The sequence below is a fragment of the Scytonema sp. PCC 10023 genome (assembly GCF_963920835.1).
GTDB lineage: Bacteria > Cyanobacteriota > Cyanobacteriia > Cyanobacteriales > Nostocaceae > Kalymmatonema.
Map to the genome: position 1 here is coordinate 1 of NZ_CAWUDP010000003.1, position 21,614 is coordinate 21,614.

24 protein-coding genes are annotated in these 21,614 nt (G+C 42.7%); 11 read left to right on the plus strand and 13 right to left on the minus strand.

What is annotated here, in order from left to right; all coding sequences use genetic code 11:
* The 7 genes from ACM0OZ_RS02570 to ACM0OZ_RS02600 all read left to right on the plus strand — a co-directional run.
* The coding region (locus ACM0OZ_RS02570) for a hypothetical protein (RefSeq protein ID WP_414581272.1) at positions 1-269 on the plus strand (269 nt) is incomplete at its 5' end.
* A gap of 115 nt (positions 270-384) precedes the next feature.
* The gene (locus ACM0OZ_RS02575) at positions 385-744 is read left to right on the plus strand and encodes a hypothetical protein (RefSeq protein WP_414581273.1); all 360 of its coding nucleotides are present in this window, start codon (positions 385-387) and stop codon (positions 742-744) included.
* A gap of 115 nt (positions 745-859) precedes the next feature.
* Positions 860-1,219: a hypothetical protein gene (locus ACM0OZ_RS02580; RefSeq protein ID WP_414581273.1), complete on the plus strand. Its 360-nt coding sequence runs from the start codon at positions 860-862 to the stop codon at positions 1,217-1,219.
* Positions 1,220-1,337: 118 nt separating this feature from the next.
* A complete protein-coding gene (locus tag ACM0OZ_RS02585) occupies positions 1,338-1,667 on the plus strand; it encodes a hypothetical protein (protein WP_414581274.1) in 330 nt (109 codons plus the stop codon).
* Between the two features lie 303 nt (positions 1,668-1,970).
* Positions 1,971-2,363, plus strand: coding sequence for a hypothetical protein (locus ACM0OZ_RS02590; protein WP_414581275.1), 393 nt, complete (start codon positions 1,971-1,973; stop codon positions 2,361-2,363).
* Positions 2,364-2,379: 16 nt separating this feature from the next.
* Positions 2,380-2,748 (plus strand): hypothetical protein, encoded by a 369-nt coding sequence (locus ACM0OZ_RS02595; RefSeq protein WP_414581276.1) that lies wholly within the window; start codon positions 2,380-2,382, stop codon positions 2,746-2,748.
* A gap of 262 nt (positions 2,749-3,010) precedes the next feature.
* Complete coding sequence (locus tag ACM0OZ_RS02600; protein ID WP_414581277.1) at positions 3,011-3,733, plus strand: hypothetical protein; 723 nt, start codon at positions 3,011-3,013, stop codon at positions 3,731-3,733.
* Positions 3,734-4,247: 514 nt separating this feature from the next.
* Here ACM0OZ_RS02600 and ACM0OZ_RS02605 read toward each other — a convergent pair.
* From ACM0OZ_RS02605 to ACM0OZ_RS02615, 3 genes are all read right to left on the minus strand, one after another.
* Positions 4,248-4,700, minus strand: coding sequence for a PIN domain-containing protein (locus tag ACM0OZ_RS02605; RefSeq protein ID WP_414581278.1), 453 nt, complete (start codon positions 4,698-4,700; stop codon positions 4,248-4,250).
* 676 nt (positions 4,701-5,376) lie between these two features.
* Complete coding sequence (locus ACM0OZ_RS02610; RefSeq protein WP_414581279.1) at positions 5,377-6,666, minus strand: murein transglycosylase A; 1,290 nt, start codon at positions 6,664-6,666, stop codon at positions 5,377-5,379.
* A gap of 105 nt (positions 6,667-6,771) precedes the next feature.
* On the minus strand, positions 6,772-8,091 hold the full coding sequence (locus tag ACM0OZ_RS02615) for a proton extrusion protein PcxA (RefSeq protein ID WP_414581280.1): 1,320 nt from the start codon (positions 8,089-8,091) through the stop codon (positions 6,772-6,774).
* Between the two features lie 87 nt (positions 8,092-8,178).
* Between ACM0OZ_RS02615 and ACM0OZ_RS02620 the strand changes: the two genes are divergently transcribed.
* Both ACM0OZ_RS02620 and msrA read left to right on the plus strand, forming a co-directional pair.
* On the plus strand, positions 8,179-10,548 hold the full coding sequence (locus ACM0OZ_RS02620; protein ID WP_414581281.1) for a recombinase family protein: 2,370 nt from the start codon (positions 8,179-8,181) through the stop codon (positions 10,546-10,548).
* A 441-nt stretch (positions 10,549-10,989) separates the two neighbouring features.
* Positions 10,990-11,649: a peptide-methionine (S)-S-oxide reductase MsrA gene (gene msrA / locus ACM0OZ_RS02625; protein ID WP_414581282.1), complete on the plus strand. Its 660-nt coding sequence runs from the start codon at positions 10,990-10,992 to the stop codon at positions 11,647-11,649.
* 207 nt (positions 11,650-11,856) lie between these two features.
* Here the strand turns inward: msrA and ACM0OZ_RS02630 are convergent, their stop codons facing one another.
* The 3 genes from ACM0OZ_RS02630 to ACM0OZ_RS02640 all read right to left on the minus strand — a co-directional run bounded on the left by ACM0OZ_RS02630 (position 11,857) and on the right by ACM0OZ_RS02640 (position 15,410).
* Positions 11,857-13,038 carry a serine/threonine protein kinase gene (locus ACM0OZ_RS02630; protein WP_414581283.1) on the minus strand — a complete coding sequence of 394 codons (1,182 nt, stop codon included), beginning with the start codon at positions 13,036-13,038 and terminating at the stop codon, positions 11,857-11,859.
* Between the two features lie 159 nt (positions 13,039-13,197).
* On the minus strand, positions 13,198-14,586 hold the full coding sequence (locus tag ACM0OZ_RS02635) for an O-antigen ligase family protein (RefSeq protein WP_414581284.1): 1,389 nt from the start codon (positions 14,584-14,586) through the stop codon (positions 13,198-13,200).
* Positions 14,568-15,410: a YaaW family protein gene (locus ACM0OZ_RS02640; RefSeq protein ID WP_414581285.1), complete on the minus strand. Its 843-nt coding sequence runs from the start codon at positions 15,408-15,410 to the stop codon at positions 14,568-14,570. Before ACM0OZ_RS02640 ends, ACM0OZ_RS02635 begins: the two co-directional genes overlap by 19 nt.
* Positions 15,411-15,520: 110 nt before the next feature.
* Here ACM0OZ_RS02640 and ACM0OZ_RS02645 point away from each other — a divergent pair, with 110 nt between their 5' ends.
* Positions 15,521-16,588, plus strand: coding sequence for an NAD(P)/FAD-dependent oxidoreductase (locus tag ACM0OZ_RS02645; RefSeq protein ID WP_414581286.1), 1,068 nt, complete (start codon positions 15,521-15,523; stop codon positions 16,586-16,588).
* 130 nt (positions 16,589-16,718) lie between these two features.
* On the opposite strand, the gene ACM0OZ_RS02650 is transcribed toward ACM0OZ_RS02645, so the two are convergent.
* The 6 genes from ACM0OZ_RS02650 to ACM0OZ_RS02675 all read right to left on the minus strand — a co-directional run bounded on the left by ACM0OZ_RS02650 (position 16,719) and on the right by ACM0OZ_RS02675 (position 19,180).
* Positions 16,719-17,048 (minus strand): DUF3140 domain-containing protein, encoded by a 330-nt coding sequence (locus tag ACM0OZ_RS02650; protein WP_414581287.1) that lies wholly within the window; start codon positions 17,046-17,048, stop codon positions 16,719-16,721.
* An 8-nt stretch (positions 17,049-17,056) separates the two neighbouring features.
* The gene (locus ACM0OZ_RS02655) at positions 17,057-17,272 is read right to left on the minus strand and encodes a DUF2945 domain-containing protein (RefSeq protein WP_041035528.1); all 216 of its coding nucleotides are present in this window, start codon (positions 17,270-17,272) and stop codon (positions 17,057-17,059) included.
* A 785-nt stretch (positions 17,273-18,057) separates the two neighbouring features.
* Positions 18,058-18,276, minus strand: coding sequence for a hypothetical protein (locus ACM0OZ_RS02660; protein ID WP_414581288.1), 219 nt, complete (start codon positions 18,274-18,276; stop codon positions 18,058-18,060).
* Positions 18,277-18,348: 72 nt separating this feature from the next.
* Positions 18,349-18,645 carry a hypothetical protein gene (locus tag ACM0OZ_RS02665; protein ID WP_414581289.1) on the minus strand — a complete coding sequence of 99 codons (297 nt, stop codon included), beginning with the start codon at positions 18,643-18,645 and terminating at the stop codon, positions 18,349-18,351.
* Positions 18,566-18,748 carry a DUF6972 family protein gene (locus ACM0OZ_RS02670; protein ID WP_414581453.1) on the minus strand — a complete coding sequence of 61 codons (183 nt, stop codon included), beginning with the start codon at positions 18,746-18,748 and terminating at the stop codon, positions 18,566-18,568. Before ACM0OZ_RS02670 ends, ACM0OZ_RS02665 begins: the two co-directional genes overlap by 80 nt.
* A gap of 264 nt (positions 18,749-19,012) precedes the next feature.
* Positions 19,013-19,180 (minus strand): hydantoinase/oxoprolinase N-terminal domain-containing protein, encoded by a 168-nt coding sequence (locus tag ACM0OZ_RS02675; RefSeq protein ID WP_414581290.1) that lies wholly within the window; start codon positions 19,178-19,180, stop codon positions 19,013-19,015.
* A gap of 573 nt (positions 19,181-19,753) precedes the next feature.
* On the opposite strand from ACM0OZ_RS02675, the gene ACM0OZ_RS02680 reads away from it, so the two are divergent.
* The gene (locus tag ACM0OZ_RS02680; protein WP_414581291.1) at positions 19,754-20,692 is read left to right on the plus strand and encodes a bestrophin family protein; all 939 of its coding nucleotides are present in this window, start codon (positions 19,754-19,756) and stop codon (positions 20,690-20,692) included.
* 28 nt (positions 20,693-20,720) lie between these two features.
* Here ACM0OZ_RS02680 and ACM0OZ_RS02685 read toward each other — a convergent pair whose 3' ends face one another.
* Positions 20,721-21,566 carry a M20/M25/M40 family metallo-hydrolase gene (locus tag ACM0OZ_RS02685; protein WP_414581292.1) on the minus strand — a complete coding sequence of 282 codons (846 nt, stop codon included), beginning with the start codon at positions 21,564-21,566 and terminating at the stop codon, positions 20,721-20,723.
* Between the last annotated feature and the right edge of the window lie 48 nt (positions 21,567-21,614).

A 21,614-nucleotide genomic window follows, 5' to 3' on the forward strand; every position in this document is an offset into this window, starting at 1 on the left:
ACCAATACACTGAGCAAAATGGTGCTGCTGTCAACGGTAGTTCTACGGTTCAAACTTCGACAACCAACAGCCGCCAAGTGCAAAATCAGAGAAACTCTCGCCCTGGCTACGGCCGCTACGGTCAGCGTTACGGTAGCAGTGGCAAAGTTAACCAACGTCAAGATGCTCGCCAAGGTACTGTTCAAAATGGTGCGGCAACCGATGGTTCTAACACTGACCAAGTCGGTCGCACCAACAACAACCAGAGCCAAAATGCTGGTCGTCGCTAATCATCATTGATTTCGTGCAAAGGCGTTGCACAGTCAAAGGTATAAACGCAACGCCCTTGCCTGACTACAACACATAACTTTCACAACACACACACAACTAACAAGGTCCATCAAAATGTTGAACAAATCTATCGCTTTCGGTTTGCTGGCTGCTGGTTTGATGATTGCTCCCACCGCTGCATTCGCAGGTCAATCACAGAGCGTTGACCAATACACTGAGCAAAATGGTGCTGCTGTCAACGGTAGTTCTACGGTTCAAACCTCCACAACCAACAGCCGCCAAGTGCAAAATCAGAGAAACTCTCGCCCTGGCTACGGCCGCTACGGTCAGCGTTACGGTAGCAGTGGCAAAGTTAACCAACGTCAAGATGCTCGCCAAGGTACTGTTCAAAATGGTGCGGCAACCGATGGTTCTAACACTGACCAAGTCGGTCGCACCAACAACAACCAGAGCCAAAATGCTGGTCGTCGCTAATCATCATTGATTTCGTGCAAAGGCGTTGCACAGTCAAAGGTATAAACGCAACGCCCTTGCCTGACTACAACACATAACTTTCACAACACACACACAACTAACAAGGTCCATCAAAATGTTGAACAAATCTATCGCTTTCGGTTTGCTGGCTGCTGGTTTGATGATTGCTCCCACCGCTGCATTCGCAGGTCAATCACAAAGCGTTGACCAATACACTGAGCAAAATGGTGCTGCTGTCAACGGTAGTTCTACAGTTCAAACTTCGACAACCAACAGCCGCCAAGTGCAAAATCAGAGAAACTCTCGCCCTGGCTACGGCCGCTACGGTCAGCGTTACGGTAGCAGTGGCAAAGTTAACCAACGTCAAGATGCTCGCCAAGGTACTGTTCAAAATGGTGCGGCAACCGATGGTTCTAACACTGACCAAGTCGGTCGCACCAACAACAACCAGAGCCAAAATGCTGGTCGTCGCTAATCATCATTGATTTCGTACAAAGGCGTTGTTGAATCTTTGCTATCAGTGAACCTCTTTCCTATTCAAGCAACGCCAGTTCTGTTTGCTCAATCCAATCATAATTTGAGACAAAAATAGTATGGTGAAGAAAACCTATAGCCTGGCTCTCCTAGCTGCTGCTGTGATGATAATGCCAACTGCAGCTTTCGCAGGCGAAGCCGTTACTCGGCAAGAAATTAATCAAAATGCTGCTGTTGGTGGTGAAAATAGCCGAGTCAATCAGAAAGCTGATCAAAGAAGCATTCAGCAAAGAGCGGGTTACCCCAATTCTGGAAGACAAAATGCCAATCAGCGCATAGACCAAAATGGTGCCGCTTTCGACAACAGTGTTGTTGACCAGTATGCTTCTCAACGAAGCGAGCAGCGGCAACAAAATAGACAATATAAAGTGCGTTATTCCCCCCGTTAAGCCGTGCTGTACTAGTCTGTGTTTTTGCTGTTTCAATTGACTGTTCGTGTTGGGCTACACATCTGCCAAACTTCTGATGAGTTTAACTTCCGAGATACATGAGGGTTCCGGCTAATCAACCATTGGGCGTTGCTTTCTGTATTAACAAAGCAACGCCAAATGACTCACCAGCTTGCAAAAAATTGCCAGTGTCTGTTCGCAGTGCGGTGGTGTGTTATAGGTGAGGAGTTAACAGAGGTTTTACCGATTTCCTAGCTTGCTATGTAAAAGTCGGTTGTTTTTTACGAAGAGAGGAATTAAGCCATGCCTGCCAGACAAATAATTTCATTAGTAGTAGTACTCTCTGCGCTGATTGGATTACCTGCTGGAATTGCTATTGCCAATGACTATGACTATGACAATGACAATGACGTTTATGTTCAAGGTAGTAACAGCAGGGTAACAATCGATCAGGACGGTGGTATCACCATTAGGAGAAGTCCTACTAACAGAACCACCTATCCTTCGCGTTTACCTAGTTCTAGAAGGCAGATTCAACAAAGCACTCTAGAACGGCGTCTCCGGAGTTTGAGATATCCTCGCACAACACAAAACATTTGTAACGGCAGAAGAGTAGTTAAAAACAGCACTGTACGCAGTGGCTCTAATCGCGGAAATAGTACTTACAGCTCCACAACTACAACAACTTGTCAATAATTCTAAGGATGCATACATGAAATCCAAATTACTTTCTCTCGGCTTGTTCTCTCTGACGGCTGTATCCCCCTTGTTTATTCCTTCCTTAACCCCTTCTGCATCAGCAGGATGTGTAGGTGTTAGTGCTGGAACACAAATATCGATTTCTAGAGAAGCACAGCAATCTACAAGAGTTAATCGCCAATTTAGTCCAAATTGTAGCGGTAACAGTGCTACTAGTACAGCAACCCAAGTTTGTGTGAATAATGGTCGCTGCGAACAACGTCGCACTGTCAACCAAAGCATTCAAGGTGGTAACCGCAAGGGTTATGATCCTGTAAAAAACATTGAAGTTGATGTCAACGTTCCCGTACACGTTAAATCACCAAGAGCACCTAGGTTTTAGGTACTAGGTAACATAGTCCTAGAAACTGCTCACCAGTAATTTCAGCTATCCGAAGTCCCTAGCAGGCGGGAACTTCGGCTTCATTGCTAGGGACAACTTTTCTTTGGCGAATTTTTTTTGTTAAGTTCACAGCACTAACTCAAATTTTTCTTTTCGCCCAACTTCTTTTTTCAGCATTCAGCAGGTAGAGGAAATTTAACAAACAAATAAATCAGTTGGTTTGCCCTGGTACCTGCTGTTTCCTAAATCTGGTTATGTCATCATGAGTAAATTAGTGATTCTTGCAGGTTGCCTAGTTCTTGTAACTGTAAGCACAGCTGTAGCACAAACTTTTGTCCGTAGCAACCAGAGTACTTCCTCTGTTGTTGTTCAGACAGACAATGGTAACAGCCACAGCAACCAGAGCAGTTCCTCTGTTGTTATTCAGACAGACGGTGGTAACAGCCACAGCAGACACAGCAGACACAGCACTTCCTCTGTTGTTGTTCCTACAAACGACAGTGACGACGAAAGCAGCCAAGATTCTTTTGTTGTTCCCACAGACGACGATGAAGACGAAAGCAGCCAAGATTCTTCCGTTGTTATTTCATCAGGTAGTAGTAGTGATATGAATAGATCTAGGACATTTACTAGCCAGCACTCTAGTTCGGGTGATTCCTTCGCATATCAAAAAAGCTCACTCACTCTAAGTGCGGCTAATCTCAGTAAACCCCATATCTTGAGCATCAATACATCAGGCGCTCAAATGACAGGTGAGATTACTGTTAATGGTAAAGTTGTTAAACAAATCAGCAACGACAAAAACGTCAATATTGATTTGTCACCTTATCTTTCGGTTGGAGAACAAAAGGTTGAAATTTCAGCCCGTTATAATCCTCCATCATCTTCCGTCAGCGTAGAACTCAGTGGTCCTGGCACGAATGTCACCCAACAAAACAGTGGCAATGGTGCTTTGAAGTACAGTATGGATGTTAGCGTACAGTAGCATGATGTGGTCAATTGTGTAGCAAGCCTGAATTGAAAGTCTTTTGGAAAAAAATCATGAAAGGTTTGCTACCCCTAATTTGAACGAATTCCTTAGAGTTTTTTTCGTGCTTACTTAGTTACGTTGCTGGAGAGCGATTTTCTGTAAGCTGGGCACTGCTCACCAATATCTCAAATCGATACCACATGGATTTTTACGGGCAATGCCCACCCTACCATTTGTGGTCTAATCATTGAAAAACGCTATATAACTTGTTGCTTTTTTAATTTGTATACAGCTATCAAATGACATAGTTGTCAATATTGCTTTTATTCATTTTGTGCTTCTTGAGTCGGAGTTTCAGGCTTGGCTTTGCGTGTCTGTAAGTCATATAGTGGTTCGGGGGTTGAGTTGCAATACATCACATCAGGAAATAGGAACCACAGATGGACACAGATGTAGGCGTAAGCCGTGCCGGAGGCTACACAAATAAATTAGTACTTCATTAAAACGAGAAGCCCTATATTTGCAATTGCTAAGAAATAGACTTAGTTGTACGCAGTTGGTTTTCTAAATTGGCACGCACCCACAATTCTGCGACTGACCAAACCCAAAACTTACTTGGTACTTCGGCAAAATCATCGTTGTTGTGAGTGACAATTGCATCTAATTGTTTATCAGTAGCACAAACTAGCTCTACAGCAGATTCAAAATCCTTAATAGGTGAAGAGCGGGCTTGCTGAATAATACTCTGATCTACAGTACAAATTTGGATTTTTTCTTGCAACCAATTAAGGACTATCTCAGCAATCTTTGTATTTCGCAAACGGCTTGCATATGTATATATTTTTTGCCAACCAAGATCTGTTACATACATTTGAATCAACGGATGCACTCTATCTAATAATTCGCTGACTTCTGCGACACACCCGTTACGATTCATTAAAGCCTCTAATACTAAGTCAGCATCAACTAATATTCTGAACACTTTAAAACCCCGTGATTAACGTAATTAATATATTGTGAGAAATAAGTATTGTATCTCACATCGGTAGGAATATACTTACATACAAACTGAAAGGACAGTATTTCAGATTTACATACAATAATTCGTAAAATTGCCAACCCTGGGAAACGTACACTCGCTTTGGCACTATTTTGTCGTTTGGCAAAGATGAGCCGGATTTGGTTGGATCGCTAACACCAGGTACGTATGACGCCAGAGAAATTTTTGTAGTTCCAGCTTCAAACTAAAGTTATTTAGACTGAGATTTTAAGCAAACTTGATATTATATCATGTTAGCTTTATTTAATTTTCACAAGCTTAAACAGTGCTTAGAACTGAAAGTTATAACAGTAGTAGGAGTTGGCTATTGTAGCATTAATCTATGAAAAAAATTAAAATACCCTATTCATTGTATGAATTTTATGAAAATTATGAATCAATTATATAAACATAAGTTTAAATAATTAATTTAAATTTTATATATAAATATGGTTGCCCCTTTATTATAGATGTGATATTTTTGGACAACCAATGACTAAAGTCATCGGTAAACAAACAAAGTCTCCTTGCGCAGAACTTTTATAGTTGTTTTCAATGATCTAGCGAAACAGGCAAGGTTCCTATCCTTAACAAGGATGAAATTGTTCTTCGTTATTCCTCATTTTTTAAGTAATAAATAATATAACTGCCCATAACTAACAGTCACGCCAGCGCGATCGCCCGCCACTTTACCAGAACCTAGAAAATAATCTACTCTTCCCGCGCCTTTAATCGCACCTCCAGTATCTTGATCAAGAACATATCTACTTACAATACGATGCTCCATCTGTCCGGAAAAATTATTGACAAAAGGGAAAGGAGCGCGAATCAACGCCAAAGCACCAGGGGGCATAAGGGATTTATCTGTTGCTATTGAGCGTTCTGGTGTCAGCGGTACTCTAATCGAACCTTGTGCTGGCGCACCATGGTTTTCTTGAAAAAACACAAAGCTGGGATCGCGAGGGATATAAACATTTAACTGTTGTGGATACTTTTGAAAATAGTCGAGGATCTTGGGCATAGTCAGACCTTCAAGCTGTAACTTACCATCGTTCGCCAGTTCTCGCCCAATGCTCTTGTAGTTGTAAGCGGTGTTACCGGCATAACCTATTGTTGTTTGAGTCCCATCAGGAAGCTGAAGTTTAGCCGAACCTTGAATTTGCACTTGGTATGGTTCGAGGCGATCGCGAAACCAAAACAACTCTAACCCGCGCAACCGACCTTTTGATCCTTGCAAACCATCAGCTCCTTCTAGTTGCAAGCGTGTAGGATGAGGTTTTTGCCATGAGTCAATGTCAGGTGGTAAGCGATAAACAGGATAGCGATATTCTGCTGTGGGAACGCGACTAGCAGCATAAATTGGTTCATAATACGCGGTAAACAACACCGAACCTTTCTTGTCTCTCCCCACCGACTGATAAAAGACAAATTCCTTGGCGATCGCTGCATTAAGTTCGGCGGCTGATTTAGACTTAAGTACCAGTTCCCGGAATCTTTGCAAACTTTTGATCACATCAACGTTTGTAATTTCCCCCACCTGATACCGTTGATACGCCGCAGCTGCGTTGCTAGAAAACAGATATTGTAAACTTTTCTCAACAGCCGCCAACAAAGCCTTTTTATCTGGTGCTTGACCGTTTTCGCCCCATAATTGGTTATCGAGACACGAACTATCGCCCTTGCAACAAGGAAACGGTGGCTTTTGGATAGGTAGCAATGGAGGTTGCGCTGCTTGCTGTTGAACATTGCTATCCTGTAATTGTGTTTGAGAGGATACTGGTAATTCCCACTTTGTCACCCTACACTCCAACCTACTCAGTGCTAAATGCCCCAAAGGTTGCATAGGTAATAACAGGATTGCAGGAACTATAGGAAGGCTAATGAAGATGGCTGCAAGTGTCTTTTTCATACATTGAGAGTTAGTGGCTGGCTACTGGTGATTATTTATTAAGTGTAGGGTGTGATAAAAATTGCCTACATCCTACCCTTAACGATTAACCACTAACCCATTTCATCACTCATTCATGTTGTGATATGTAGCAACAGCAGAAGGCGATATGCGATTTAAGTACCGGAATATCCAGTATTTGAAGATCGTATCTAAAATTACCGGAAACGTGGCGATAAATAAGAAAATGAAATCGTGATTTGCTGGTAATCCCCAATGGCGCGAAATCCCATCTAGAATGACTTCCCAACCATGAGGAGAGTGGAAACCGACAAAAATATCCGTGAACAAAATGATAATAAATGCCTTGGCACTATCACTCAAACCATAGACGACATGGTCAAAGAAGTCTTTGAGTACCGCGATTTCTCGTTTGCTAGTGAGTAAAAGCCAGGTGAAAGTCACGACCGACAATATATCTGCAAAAACGTTTTTAATAGCATTAGAACTCGCGCCACGAAACTCTTCAGCAATCTCACGAGCCTTTGTTTTTACCTCACTTTCCAGTTGCTCAGGAGACAGTAATTCGCTAGTGCCAAGTAAGTTATTAAATTTTATTCTTTCTTCAAATCTTTCTAGTTCTTGTAGTGCTTCCTCTTCCATTTCATAATTGAGGAAAACTGTCGTTTTTTCAGAATTTCTATCAAAGAATCGGTCAACAATTGGTCCTACAACCAAGGCTTTTGACAATTGATGAGTCAGAATAGGAACTATGATGAGCAGAAGAATAAATCTAACAGATATTATTGTTCTTCTTTGTGTAGTACGGAAATTTTTAACAACATCTTGTTCTGCTTTGGGATCTAACTCAATTTGCAGACGAGTAAAGGTATTAAAAATCGAACGCGGTAGGACTCCTGTTGTATTTGTTTTACTTGTAACTGATTGACTATTTAATTTTGGGACTGATAAATTTGGTTGTTTTAATTGATTTCTTGAGGGTTCTACTATTGTTAAGCTATTGTTTGCAACTTTTGAATCATTGGTATGAATTTCGTCAAATTTATATTTTCCTGTGACTTCATCAATGAATTTGAGCTTTTCTAGAATCAAGGAAAGGTGCGGATACTCTATACCAAATTCCCTTGCGGCTTTTTCATTCTTATCGTTCAGAAACAAACGACTTGCCTTAAACTCTGTTAGCCGCATTCGGATAATTTTCAAGTGTTTTTTGACGTCTGACTCAAAATAATCCATAACACTGCGGCTATACCTGGTTGAGTCAAAGTCTATTTTATTACCATTAAAATGTTCGTCTTCTATCGCCTTAATCTGCAATGCCTCTGTGTAAGCTTGATCCAGAGAACGCTCTGATGTGCGTAAGTACCACTGGTAAGCTCTTACTAAAAAGGGGTATATTTTTTGACGAAAAACAGAACTAATCATTGTAGGCAATAATCCAGCATTGTTTTAAGAGTCTTAAACATAAGTTAACGTACGAAGTATATTAACAAATCTCCAAGGAGATAATTTGTGAATTCTGATTTCCTTTGGATAACAGGACCTAGCCGCAGCGGTAAGACTGCTCGCTTGGTGAAGCAGTTCTGTAATTGGGTACTCAGTGAAAGTGGCGCTAAAGAGTCATATTATACGAAAAATCGAGGACAAAAAAATAGCGAGATTATACTAAAACGCTTGTATCTTCATCAAACAGAACCAGGGGTCTTAGCTTTGGCTGCTAATGACGAAAATCGCCGAGATTTGGCGGATAGAATTGTCACGGCAACTGAGGGAAAATATCCAGTACGTTGCAAGACACCTTTAGGTTTTATTCAGGATGAAGTTATTTTATTTTGGCCTTTGCTGATTGAGTCGTTGAAGTTGAAGGCGCAATTTCCAGTACGACTGCGTCCAGAAACTGAACAGGAACTAGCAACGAAGCTGTGGCGTTCCCAATTGGACGAGGAAACTTTGCGTCGCGCGGGAGAGAATGAGTACCGATTGGTACGCCGCATCTTGGATTTACTGCAATTAGCGGCTTACAGTGGCACAGCTTGTGAGAGAATTGGCAATGTTTTGGTAAATGCCATAGCACAAGACGAGAATAACATAAACCTAGAACCAGAATTTATAGGATCTTTGCTAGTAAATTGGCGTAACTGGTGTTTGCAAAGGGGATTCCTGACATATGGAATTATTACCGAACTTTACGGCACATACCTGTTACCAAACCCGATTTACCAGCAACAGCTCACAAAACGCTATCAGGCATTGCTGGCTGATGACGTGCAAGATTACCCTGCCCTATCGCGTCATCTATTTGAGTTGCTCCTAAAGGGCAGTGCAGTTGCAGCGTTTAGCTACAATCCTGATAGTGTGGTGCGTTTGGGACTCGGAGCCGACCCCAACTACTTGGAAGGACTATCAACAGTTTGTCAGCAAGAAACTTTAACTCAGCCTGCTTTTTCATGTCTTTCCGATAGCTTAACGACACCAATGTTGGAGCTGATTACAGAACAGACATTTGGCTTGAGCTTACCACAGACAGTGCAGGCAATTCAAACAACCTCCCGCGCTCAATTATTACGGCAAACGGGTGAGGTGATTGTTAAAGCCGTAAAACTTGGGGGTGTACAGCCGAACGAAGTGGCGATCATTGCACCAGGTTTGGATGCGATCGCCCGTTACACCCTCACAGAAATCCTCACCAAGCAAAATATCCCAGTACAGCCTCTCAACGACCAACGCCCCCTGATAAGTTCGCCTATCATCAGAGGATTGCTCACCGTCCTTGCCTTCGTTTATCCTGGCTTGGGACGCTTAGTGGATCGAGATGCTGTAGCCCAGATGTTGGTTGTGTTGAGTCGCAGAGTTTCTCCAGTAGGGGAAGCAGGGGAAGAAATAAATTCAAAATTCAAAATTCAAAATTCAAAATTAGAAGTTTCTCCCTCATCTTCCTCATCTCCCTCATCTCCCTCCCTCCCTCACTCCCTCATCTCCCTCCCTCCCTCATCCCCCCCATCTCCCTCATCCCCCCCATCTCCCTCATTCCCGCACATTGACCCCGTCAGGGCGGGATTAATAGCAGATTACTGCTTTGTGCCGCATCCAGATAAACCCAATTTGCTGCCCGTAACAGCCTTTGACCGTTGGGATAGACTCGGATATGCAGCTACTACGGCTTATAGTGAAATATTGCAGTGGTTAGAAGAGCAGAGAGCGCAGCAGGAGATGCGTTTGATACCCAGCCCCATTTCTCTTTTAGACAGGGCAATTCAGCGCTTTTTGTGGAATGGCAGCAATCTCGCTTATGACCAATTGGCAGCACTGCGGGAATTACTGGAAACTGCTCAACACTACTGGGAAATTGATACTAGATTGCGGCAAACCCATACATATACGGACACGGCAACGCGAGAACACAAAGACGCCCAGAGAAGAAATGTTTCTCAGTCATCACATGAAACAATTGCCGAGTTCATACAACTGCTGCGGCGTGGCACCATTACCGCCAACCCATACCCTGTTCGTCCTCTAGGACCTCAAGCAAACGCTGTCACATTGGCTACTATCTTCCAGTATCGCTCAAGCAGGCGATCGCACCGTTGGCATTTCTGGTTGGATGCGGGTTCGCCTTTGTGGGCAAAAGGCGGTGCAGCAACTTTGTTCGGTGCGCCATTCTTTCTTCAAGAAAGGCGGGGCGCACCTTGGACAGTAGAAGATGAACAATCGGCAGAAGAACAACGACTACGAACAATTCTGGCAGATTTGCTTTCCCGTGTGTCCCAAAGAGTTTATCTATGTCATAGTGATTTAGCTGTTAATGGGCAAGAGCAACTTGGTCCATTGTTACCTTTAGTACATGCGTGTGTAGCGGTTGTTTCTGAGCCTGCTCCGGTTTAGGATGATCCCCCTTTGTCTTCCTTTATAACGGCAATCTGCAATTGGGTAGTCAAAAATTGAATTATTGAGTAAATTCTTGCAAAAGCATGATGAATAGATGTTAAAAACCACAGATGGACACAGATGGACACAGATGAACACTAGTTCATTAACTCAGATCTTCCACGCAACAAGAGCCAGAGGCTCTAATATCTCGTTACTAAGTTCAACCTGGTAACGAGGGTTTGGAGGCTGAGCCTCCTCACTGTTGCAACTCTTACAAGATCTCAGTTAACCGATAGTTGCACGCTCCTTGCCTGTTTGGAAAATTCTCTGGAGTTAAAACTGATGGCTGAAGAGATTTTCCGTGCTGGAAGTTGACAATATAGGACAAATAGATTCCAAAATATTTACAATGTTAAGTAAGGTAAACGTATTTATGAGAAATCAAAGTAAAAATCAATGGTACTATTCGGATTTGGTAAAAAATTAACCCTACCCACTCCTGAGGAAGCTTTGCCAGGACGGGCAGAAGAAATGCCAGTACCTCAGCGTCACTATGTGAACGGTAATTCACTCAAGCCCCCATATCCAGGAGGTATGGAAGTGGCGGTTTTTGGCATGGGGTGCTTTTGGGGTGCAGAACGTAAATTCTGGCAACTTGAGGGAGTTTTCAGCACAGCAGTGGGTTACGCGGCTGGAATAACGCCCAACCCCACCTATAAAGAAGTGTGTAGCGGACGCACAGGTCATAATGAAGTGGTGCTTGTCGTCTTTGACCCGGAGGTCATAAGTTATTCTGAATTACTCAAAGTCTTCTGGGAAAACCACGATCCCACCCAAGGAATGCGTCAAGGTAACGACGTGGGTACTCAGTACCGTTCAGGGATTTACGTGTATTCAGAAGAACAAAGGAACCAAGCAGAAGCCTCGCGGGACGCTTATCAGCAAGCCCTAACCGCCTCAGGTTATGGAAAGATTAGTACTGAAATTCTGGATGCTCCTGAGTTTTATTACGCAGAAGATTACCATCAGCAGTATCTGGCGAAAAACCCCAATGGCTATTGTGGGTTAGGGGGGACAAACGTTGCTTGTCCTGTAGGCATTGCTGTCAAGGATTAATCAATAAACTTCTTGCAAAAGTATGATTAATGGATATTTAGAACCGCAGATGCACTCAGATAAACGCAGATAAATAACTAGTGTAGCCTACGGCACGGCTTACGCCTACATCTGTGTCCATCTGTGGTTTTTTTTTCATAAAATTGACTTTTGCACTCTTGTTTAATGTAGAAACGTAGCATGCTACGTCTCTACACAGTTGGGTTTTCAACCAAATGCTTGTCCGAGCAAACCAAGAGCGGCGAGCCACAAAATAATGCTGATGGGTGCGCCTACAAGAAGCCCGGCGATCGCCCAACCTCTTTGATGTTCTTTAAAGTGTTGAATGCTGCGCCAGCGTCTGCTTTTCCAAGCCCATTCATTGCCTTTAGCACCAAGTGCAATCGTCGTTATCCAACCAACTTGCGGTACAAAACAGAACAAACCAACCCACACTTGGTTAGTCCACAACCACAACCAAGGTAACAGAAATGCTCCCCAATTCCATCCTTGAATTTCATCGGGAATTTGTTCTGTCATATTATTTATACCGCAGCCAGAATTATTAATCACTTCTGGAACTTGCGATTGCTTTTTGGTAGTCAGACCAGACTTGAGAGCAATGAGTGCTTCCTGAGCTGTGGCAAAGCGTTGCTCTGGTGCGGGTTCGGTCATTTTTTCCAACCAGGAGACAAAACTCGGACTGAGGTTGACTCGGTCAGTAAACTGAATTCGCAAACCGCGCTGAGGCAAATCAGAGGGCGAAGTACCAGTTAACAGATGAATCAAACTGGCTCCCAACGCGTAGAGATCCGATGCAGCAACTGCTCTACCGCCAAATTGTTCCATTGGCGCATAACCATAAGTTCCGACCACAGTGAAGGAAACTCCCTCCTTTGCGGCTTTATCTTGAACTGCGCCAAAATCAACTAAATAAATGTTATCGTCTTCACCCCAAATTAAATTGCTCGGCTTGATATCCCGATGCAGTACAACTGGATTTAACTCATGTAAAACCGTGAGAATATTTAAAACTTCAACAGCGATTTTCCGCGCTTGCTTTTGTGTAAACCTTTTACCAAGAACTAGCAATTCCTTGAGAGACTCACCAGGGATATATTCTTGCACTAAGCCAAACCAGAGTGTCTGGTCATCAATACAAAAGTAATCAACATACTTGGGAATGCGGGGATGATTGAGTTGTTGGAGAATTTGTGCTTCTCGTTCAAACAGTTTGAGGTCGTCCCATTGTACAGCACCGCCAAAAGCAAGAATTTTAACTACAACTTGCTTCTTTTGTACATCAGGAGCCTGTAAATCCAATGCTAACCAAGTTTGGCGAATTCCATTGTTACCAAGTAGGCATTGGAGTTGGTAACGATTTTGTAACAATTGTTCTGCTTGCAGCATCTAGCACCTGCTTCATCACCAGCCTAATGTCTCTAATCTAGCTATAACTCTCTAAGAGTGGTAACAGAAATTGTTTAATCCTCACATTCTATAAATTCGCCAACAGCATCATTTATTTATGGCGATGTCCAAGCTGCGTTCTTACTGCACAGCAAGTTTTTATCTAACCTGAAGCCTTTCGTACTGGTTGTAGCGATATGCAACTCCAGAAATTGCAGAAAATAACAACCACGAGAGTGTATTTAAGCGAAAATCGAATAAGGTGACATCTGCTGTATTAAATAGCACCCAGCATACAAAAACCAGAAGATAACTGAAAAATATCAATTTATCTTCTGCCTCCTCTATATGTTGTGACTTTCGCAATAGTTGGACACCTGCAATAAATATCCAAACGAGTAAGCCACAAAATAAAAGAGCGGTGGGAAACCCAGTTTCAGCAAATACCATCAAAAACAAATTGTGGGGATGTCCCAACCAAACGTCCATCTTTGCTTGATAAAGTAGAGTGAAGTTGCGTAAACCCCAACCAGTCCAAGGACGCTGCCCAGTCAAAGACAAAGCAAATTGCCACTGTGTTTTGCGGAGTAACGCTACCGGTCTGTCAGGATACATTTGGTCGTTTAACCGTGCCCAGAAAAAAGCAGGAACGACCTTACGAAACAATTGAGCCACAGGTGAAGGAGCAAAAGCAGCCAAAAGTACGCTAGTGGCGATACCAGCGACACCAGCTACAAGAATCCGCCAGCCTTCGTAAAGCGCATAAGCTAAACAAGCAACAATAGCGATCGCCCAAGCATTCCGCGAGTCAGTCAAAATTAATGCCACGAAATTGGCAATCACCGCCACAGTCAGGAAGAGCAAGGTGAGATGGGGAGATGAGGAGGATAAGGAGGATGAGGAGGATGAGGGGGATGAGGAAGTTATGTCCTTTATCTCCCTCATTCCCCTTATCTCCCTCATACGTCGATAGCTTTCCACCCACAACCCTAACCCTAGGATAAAAACTATCATCAAATAACCAGCCAAGATGTTGGCGTACATGAATATGGAAGCCATGCGACCTAGTGGTTGTCCTCCACGTTCTATGTCCCATTCCACGACAAACCACAAAATTCTTATCTTAAAAGACCAGTCTAAAAACAGCTGCCCAAATCCAAGAATTACCACTGGTAGGGAACTGAACACCAAAATCCAAGACAATTGCCGCAATTGTGCAGGAGTCTGAATCAGGGCACTGAAGCCAGCAAAAACTATAAAATACGGTAAGAAATTAAATAAACCTAGGAACGCCGCCGTCTTGTCATAGGCAAAGCCAGCGGTGATGATCAGCAACACACTCAGGAGAGCAAACCCCCAGTTAAGGGGGCGGCTAATGATTGTGCGATATTGAGCAAGCCAAGTTCCTAGCGATGCCAAAACTATACCCACAGCTCCAAAAAATGGAGTCAGTGGGAAGATGAGCAGTCCCAGTTGGGCGTAGTTCCACAAGGATTGCAAACTAGGTTTGGGATGACGAAAAGCTGTTTTCAAGCAGGCTCCCAACATTCAGCACGAGTCAGACGAATTTGAGCTAAGGCGAATATGGTAGGTATGATCCGACCGTAGTTAGTGGCGATCGCTCTCCATCCCAAATCTGCAAAAAACCAACCCCACATCACTGGTCCTACAACAGCAAACACGCTGCGAGCTACCCCATATCGAGCCGCATTAACAGCCATACCCCGTTTTGCCATCTGCGCTGCGACATAGTTTTGAAACTGGTTCGCAGCCATCCCAGAACCTTGAATCGCTGCTTCTTTGGCAACTTGATATGTCGCAAAATGCAGCGCAAATTGACTGGCGATTTGTTTGAGCAACAATGGCTGGACGACAGAGGTGACAGCGAGGGCGCTACCGCCTTTGAAAAGTAATCCTAGGGGATCTCGCTGCAATGTCAGTGGTAGCGGTTGACTTAATTCTGCTTTAGCAAGCTGACGCTGTATCCGCACGGTCAATTTTTGCTTATCCTTCGCCGGCAATTTTTTCCATACGTGTCCCAAAAGGTGCAAAAACACCTCAGCTTCTAAATCAACTGTTGTCAGTTCACTAGAATAAGGTATTTTCAAATACTTACACACTTGAATCAGCGCTTGTCGGTAAGTCACCTGCTTCGTGCGTCCCCGTAAGACTGTCATCCCATCTGCTGCCAAAAAGCGAAACCGCTGTTCTAGTGCATCTAACCACGCTTTGCGACCTTGGCTTTGCACGTCTATCGGTTCTGGTGTGTGAACATAATCTAGGGGATTAAACTTACGACTAAACAGAATTGCCGTCAAATCCTGCAATTCTTCCTCGGTTGCTAGCTCTAATACCGCCCTTAGTTCATCCAATTTCCCTTCCTCCCTTCCATACAGCTTTTTCTGTACCTTATTCTACTATTAGCTTTCTGGACTCATAAGTAGTCGTGTCACTTGTCCTTATATTCTTTATTCTTTGACTAATGACTGACGTTGCAGTAATTGGTGCCGGCATGGCGGCTTTAGTTTGCGCCCAGCAATTAACTCAAGCTGGATATTCCGTACGAATTGTAGAAAAATCCCGTGGTTTAGGAGGACGAGTCGCCACACGCCGATTATATGGCACTTGCGCGGATCATGGGGCGTGCTACCTCAAACCAAAAGGCGAACTTTTAGGACGTTTTATTAAATTGTTACACCAACGTCATGTCCTCGAAGTCTGGGCAGATACGGTTTACGATTTCAAATCTGGTTCAGGGCTTACTATTGCCAACACCTCACCCCCCACTCCTCGATATGTTGCCCCTGCGGGAATGAGTGCTATTGCCAAATTTCTGGCTCAAGATTTAGAAATCTTGCTGAATCAGCGTGTCATAGCCATCACTCCTACCCCGGAAAACAATTGGCGTCTGACTTTAGAATCCAGCAGCGAAGAATTAACAGCTGCTTCCGTAGTTGTCGCCATTCCTGCACCACAAGCTTTAATGCTGTTGGAACCCTTAGGGGAAACTCTACTAGGCACAGCATTTCTGAATAACCTGCGTTCTGTAGAATTCTACCCTTGCCTCAGTGTTATTGCCGGATATCCTTCCACTTCCCAACCACTTCCACATTGGAAAGCCCTTAATTTTGTGGATGATGCTGATTTAGCATGGATTGGCTTAGATAGCAGCAAACGCCCAAACCCTGAACAACCCGTTTTCGTGGTGCAAAGTAGCGCTGCTTTTGCTCAGCGTCATGATCAAACCCAGGATTTACACCCAGTTGGACAGTATCTATTGCAACGTGCATCTGAGTTGCTGCTTTCTTGGTTAGATACTCCCGAATGGATGCAAGTACATCGCTGGCGATATGCATTTCCTAGCCGTCCTTTGCAGCAAGCTTGTTTACCTGCTAACTCTTCTCTACCTTTGATATGTTGTGGTGATTGGTGTGGCGGCAATCTTGTGGAAGGTGCAATGCTCTCTGGGCTAGCGGCTGCTGAGGAAATTAACAATTACCTACGCCATTTACCTCTACCCAAAGAGAGTTTTTTAAACTTTTTGTCTTGAATAATTTTATTTACATTTTCGGTCTATTGTAGTTGCGCGTCTATCCTAAAAATGGTGCCTAATGAAGTCTGAAATTGACTAAATGCATCAATTTAGAGTAGAAGCGCTACTACGGGTTTAAAATTATCTTTTATTTTAACGGGTCATGTCCCCAATTCATTAACGAGTAGCGCCAGCGTGTATGTTCAACATCGCCATCAGGTTGCTGTGCTGAATGGCGATGAATGTAACTGACGACTTTTTTCATGTGTGCTAAATCATCATCAGTGTAGTCATCTTTTTTCTTTTGCAATAGTTCGACAATGTGTTTCCCGGATTTATGTCCGATGGATTCATCGTCTCCTTCCTTTTGTCCAACAGATTGAGAGTCCTCAGTTTCTAGCCAATCTTTCAGTTCCTTTGCTGTCATGTTAACTGAGGAGTTGAACTCGTCTATGACTGATTTGACATCTTTACTCATAATGTTCATCACTCCTCAATTTTCTCTAAAGACTCAGGTTTGTGAGCCGCTTCTTTTCCGGTTTTGTCACTTTTAACCAAGTACTCAGGGTTATCTTCTGAGGCGGCGACATGATGCCCTTTAATGTCTGTGGGTGAGGTGAGTTTCTTTTCCACCTCACCAGTGGTTTCTCCTCGCGAGGTATTCCACTTCACGCGATCGCCTTTTTTCAACTCGTCAGTCACCGGGTTTTCTCCTATTTTATGTTTTACACCCCTTAATTATGTTTGCGGTAAGAGACGAATTAATCTTTCTATTGACATAAAAAGTGGTAAAGGCGATGTTAACTTGTTCTAAACGAAGCAGTTTACTGTCTTTTTATTAAGTAGGATTTTTGAAAATCCATTAACTCAGATTCCCGACTTCTTTAAAAAGTCGGGAATCTTGTTGTTCATTAATTTGAATGAAGAGATAGAAAAACTGCAAGCACAACGCATAGAATATTTGGCATTGGCGCGTATGCGTGAAGTTTCGCTCACTGCTTTGATGAAAAATTTACTTTTTCAATAATGCACAATGCGGAAATAAGTTTAATCGATGTTCAATATTTTCAGAAAGTTATACTTAAATGAATTCATGATTATAACAGGTCTGAGCAAGTAATTTATGAAGCTTTGAATCAGTCTTAAATAGAGGAAAAAATAAAAATAGGCATTCATATTTTCACCTCATAATCAAGAGCGAACGCCCTAGAACCGCACGTATAAATTTTTATAATAAAATTTTCTGAAAAGAGCGATCGCTTTCTACTTACGATATACAATTTATCAAAAATACTCTACGACAGACGATTTTTTAATTTTTGCTCCCAGTGTCGGGTCAAAATTACTCCCTTTGGTGGTCTAAGATTACCTGTAATAATTTACTCCTCTCTCTGTGTCCTCTGCGTCTCTGCGGTTAAAAAATAGGTATTCTTCTGGCGGGGAAGGGAGTAGCAAGCCAGATTTCACCCCGCTTGGGAGAAGGAGAACTAGTAATCAATCAAGTCTCCCGTTTGTAATTCCTGCCACTCTTTATCTTGCTGGTAATGTAGTAACATTTCCACTGCCTGTTGTGCTAGAATCCGTCGCCGTTCTTCTATTGGCAACTTCATAAACTCACGTCGGCTTATTTTGTTGCTCTGTGCAGTTATCTGTGAAGCCTGTAGTTTTTGGTTTTCTGCTTGAGGACTAGTATTCGATATTTCCATTTTTTCTTGCAATATCTACTTTTTATTGTCGTAAATAAGAGGAAAAAGCAATTCTCGAATGTTCGTACAAACTCAGACTATTTCCTCAGCTAACAGCCTACCGTCAACTCGCTCATATTCATCTTCAAGTAGCCATGAATGAGCCTCGTTGTAGGTCGAACTTGAAAAAATTGGTTTATAATTAGCGGCTGGATCGTAAATACAAGAATTACCCTGCTTATTACTTACTAGCATGAGAATACGAGGTGGGAAAACAATGGCGTCTACCCATAACTCTATAAATTCCCAATTATTGATTTGTGCCGCGATGTCTTGTGCGTGGAATAACATGGTATATATTTGTCCCTTTAATAATTTTGATTTCCGCATAGTAAAGTGGGATGCGGCTTCCATCAGCTTTAATTAGAGAACCTACAGGAGCAGAAAAGTATAGTCCATAAGCTTCATAAGCTGAAAATCTTACAATTTGCACACTATTTTTAAATAAAACTCTTGTGGGGTGGGCATCTTGCCCGCCCAAATATAGGACTCCTGTGCAGATTTTTGAACGACACGCTTGCGGAGGGCAGTGCGAACGCAAAACCCGGATGTAGTGGGCAAAATACGGTAAGCACTGCCCACCCTACAATACTTAAGATTTTTCATAAATCCTGCGCGGATTGCTATAGTGCAAATTAAATGCATAACAGCTTACCTCAATCATTTTCATTAGAGACGCGGCGACAAATAAACATCCTCAACTAACTCTTTTCATTAACAAGCTGACTTCGTGGGATACTGAGATTTGGATAAATCCTATTTCCTTTGCTATACTTGCCACCCGCTTCTCATGTTTTGGGTAGCGGTAAGCGTGCAGAAAAACTATGGTACAGGAAAGAATCCCATCATCGTATGCCGCTTGCAATTGGGGACGAACAGCGTCGAGATTTATGGGAATTTATTCTTCCCCTGGGCGCTGTGGCGTTCCTCTACCTCAATGAACCGCTTACATAAGGCATTTGTGACATAATAATCTGACGGGCAAAGATACCGGGACGGTTTTGGTAACTGATTCGTAGCGCATCCCGAAATCCTTTGGATTCAGGTAAAACTGTGAAAACGCCCCATTCATGGTAATTTCCTCGTCGATGCCAATCAACCAGGTTCAGGGTTATGACTATTGGTAAATTTGAGTTATATTTTTTAAGGTATCAAACACTAGCTTTAGCTGAATTCAAAAAATGGAATTCTTTCTTCTTTATGGGACTTCCAACTAAAAAAGTCTCCATTTTGTAGTGATGTATTAAAACAATGGTGGGTTACGGCGCACTTTAGTTACCATGTAAAACCTCAACTGTCATGCGCCTCACCCACCCTACATAATAGATCATTTATTTTTTGGTACTCCCTATAACCCTTGGATTTCTCTGTGAAATCATTCTACGTTGTACGTTCTGCGTTATTATCATTCCTTCATTCAAAATTTTTTTAGGAAAACATGACTGCAGAAAAAATGCAATGGTTACAAATAGCTTTCCAGCTTAAAGGTTCAGTTGTCACAGCCATTTACAAGCGCGTTCTCGCATGTGGTATTTTTGGTGTTTTTATTTCTCTACTTTACCATTTTAAACTTCCTGTCTCTCAACCTATTTTAGAAAGTGTTATTCCCAGTATTGTTTTAGGTTTATTACTGGTTTTTCGCACGAATACGGCTTACGAACGCTTTTGGGAAGGAAGAAAAATTTGGGGTAGTATCGTCAACGATGTCCGAAATCTGGCGCGGCAAATTTGGGTATCAATAGATGAAATTAACCCAGAGGATAGAGACAAAAAAATTAGGATTTTACGATTAGTGGTAGCTTTTGCCGTAGCAACCAAGTTACATTTACGGGGAGAACGTGTCAATAAAGAGTTAGAAGAATTAATGTCTATTTCTAAATACCTAACGCTGAAGACAATGAACAATCCTCCTCTAGAGATAGCGTTTTGGATTGGAGATTATCTACAGCTACAGTACAACCGCAATTGTATAAATAGCTATCAGTTGATAGCCATACAAGAATTATTAAACAGTCTGGTAGATAGTTTAGGGGCTTGCGAACGTATCTTAAAAACACCCATTCCCCTAGCATATGCGATTCATTTGAAGCAATTATTGTTACTTTATTGCCTCTTGTTGCCTTTTCAACTTGTCCATAATCTCGGTTGGTGGACAGGTGCCATTGTGGGGTTAATTAGTTTTACCTTATTTGGTATTGAAGCCATTGGCTTGGAAATTGAAAATCCCTTTGGTTACGATGCTAACGATTTGCCTTTAGACACTATTTGCAACACGATGAAGCGGAATATCGAGGACTTGATCAGTCTGACTCCCAGCGTTCATGTGTATACAGGCAAGGAAATCAGGAATCGGGAGTCGGAAGTTGGAAATGGTTAACTGAAAATCTCCACACTACACCCCTTTTTCACAAACGCCGAATACCACTTTCCAAACCTTGACAGACACCAGTCAGAAAATCTAAATCCAAAGTAGCAATAGTATCGCTGGGTTTGTGATAGTTTGGATTCCGCATATTGGCTGTATCTGTGACCATGATCGCTGGATAACCCGCATCCCAAAAAGGTGCATGGTCACTCCTTCGTGTATCAGGCACTATCTTACCTCTATTCGGCACTGGTAGCCACTGGCTAGGTACGCCAACTTTGCGAATACTACGGCTAATACTTATTAAGTCGCGAATTGTTCGCCAATTACCAATTAAAGCAATAAAATCACCACGATTAGGATAAAAGCGTTCTAAAGGAGATGGGTAACTTTGAGCACCTGGAGTCGGATCACAATATCCCAGCATTTCCAGAGAAATCATTAAGCGTAAGGGTTGCTGTTCTTGCTTCAGCTTAGCAACATACTCAGTACTACCTAGTAAGCCGTATTCTTCCATATCAAAAGCTACCAGCCGCAGGGGATGTTTTGTCGGTTCGGCAGCAAACATTCTTGCCAATTCCAGCAAGACTGCCATACCTGTGGCATTATCATCAGCCCCTGGTGTTCCGGGTACGGCATCGTAATGGGCACCGATTAAAATCGGTGGCAATTCCTTTTGTGAGCCAGGTTGTGAGGGTAAATTCAATATGAGATTTTGACAGGTTTTTCCCCTGACGCTAAAGGTGTGGATTTCCACACTTCCCAATTGTCCAAATTGTTGACGAATGTATTCTTGGACAAAAAAATGTCCAGCAGTCGCCAAATAGGGATCGCGATCGCGGGCTATTTGACTCAGGTGAGTTTCGAGTTGATTCTTGAGATTCACAAATTAACTAATGGTGAACACTGTTTGACCGTGTAATTCTCAACAGCA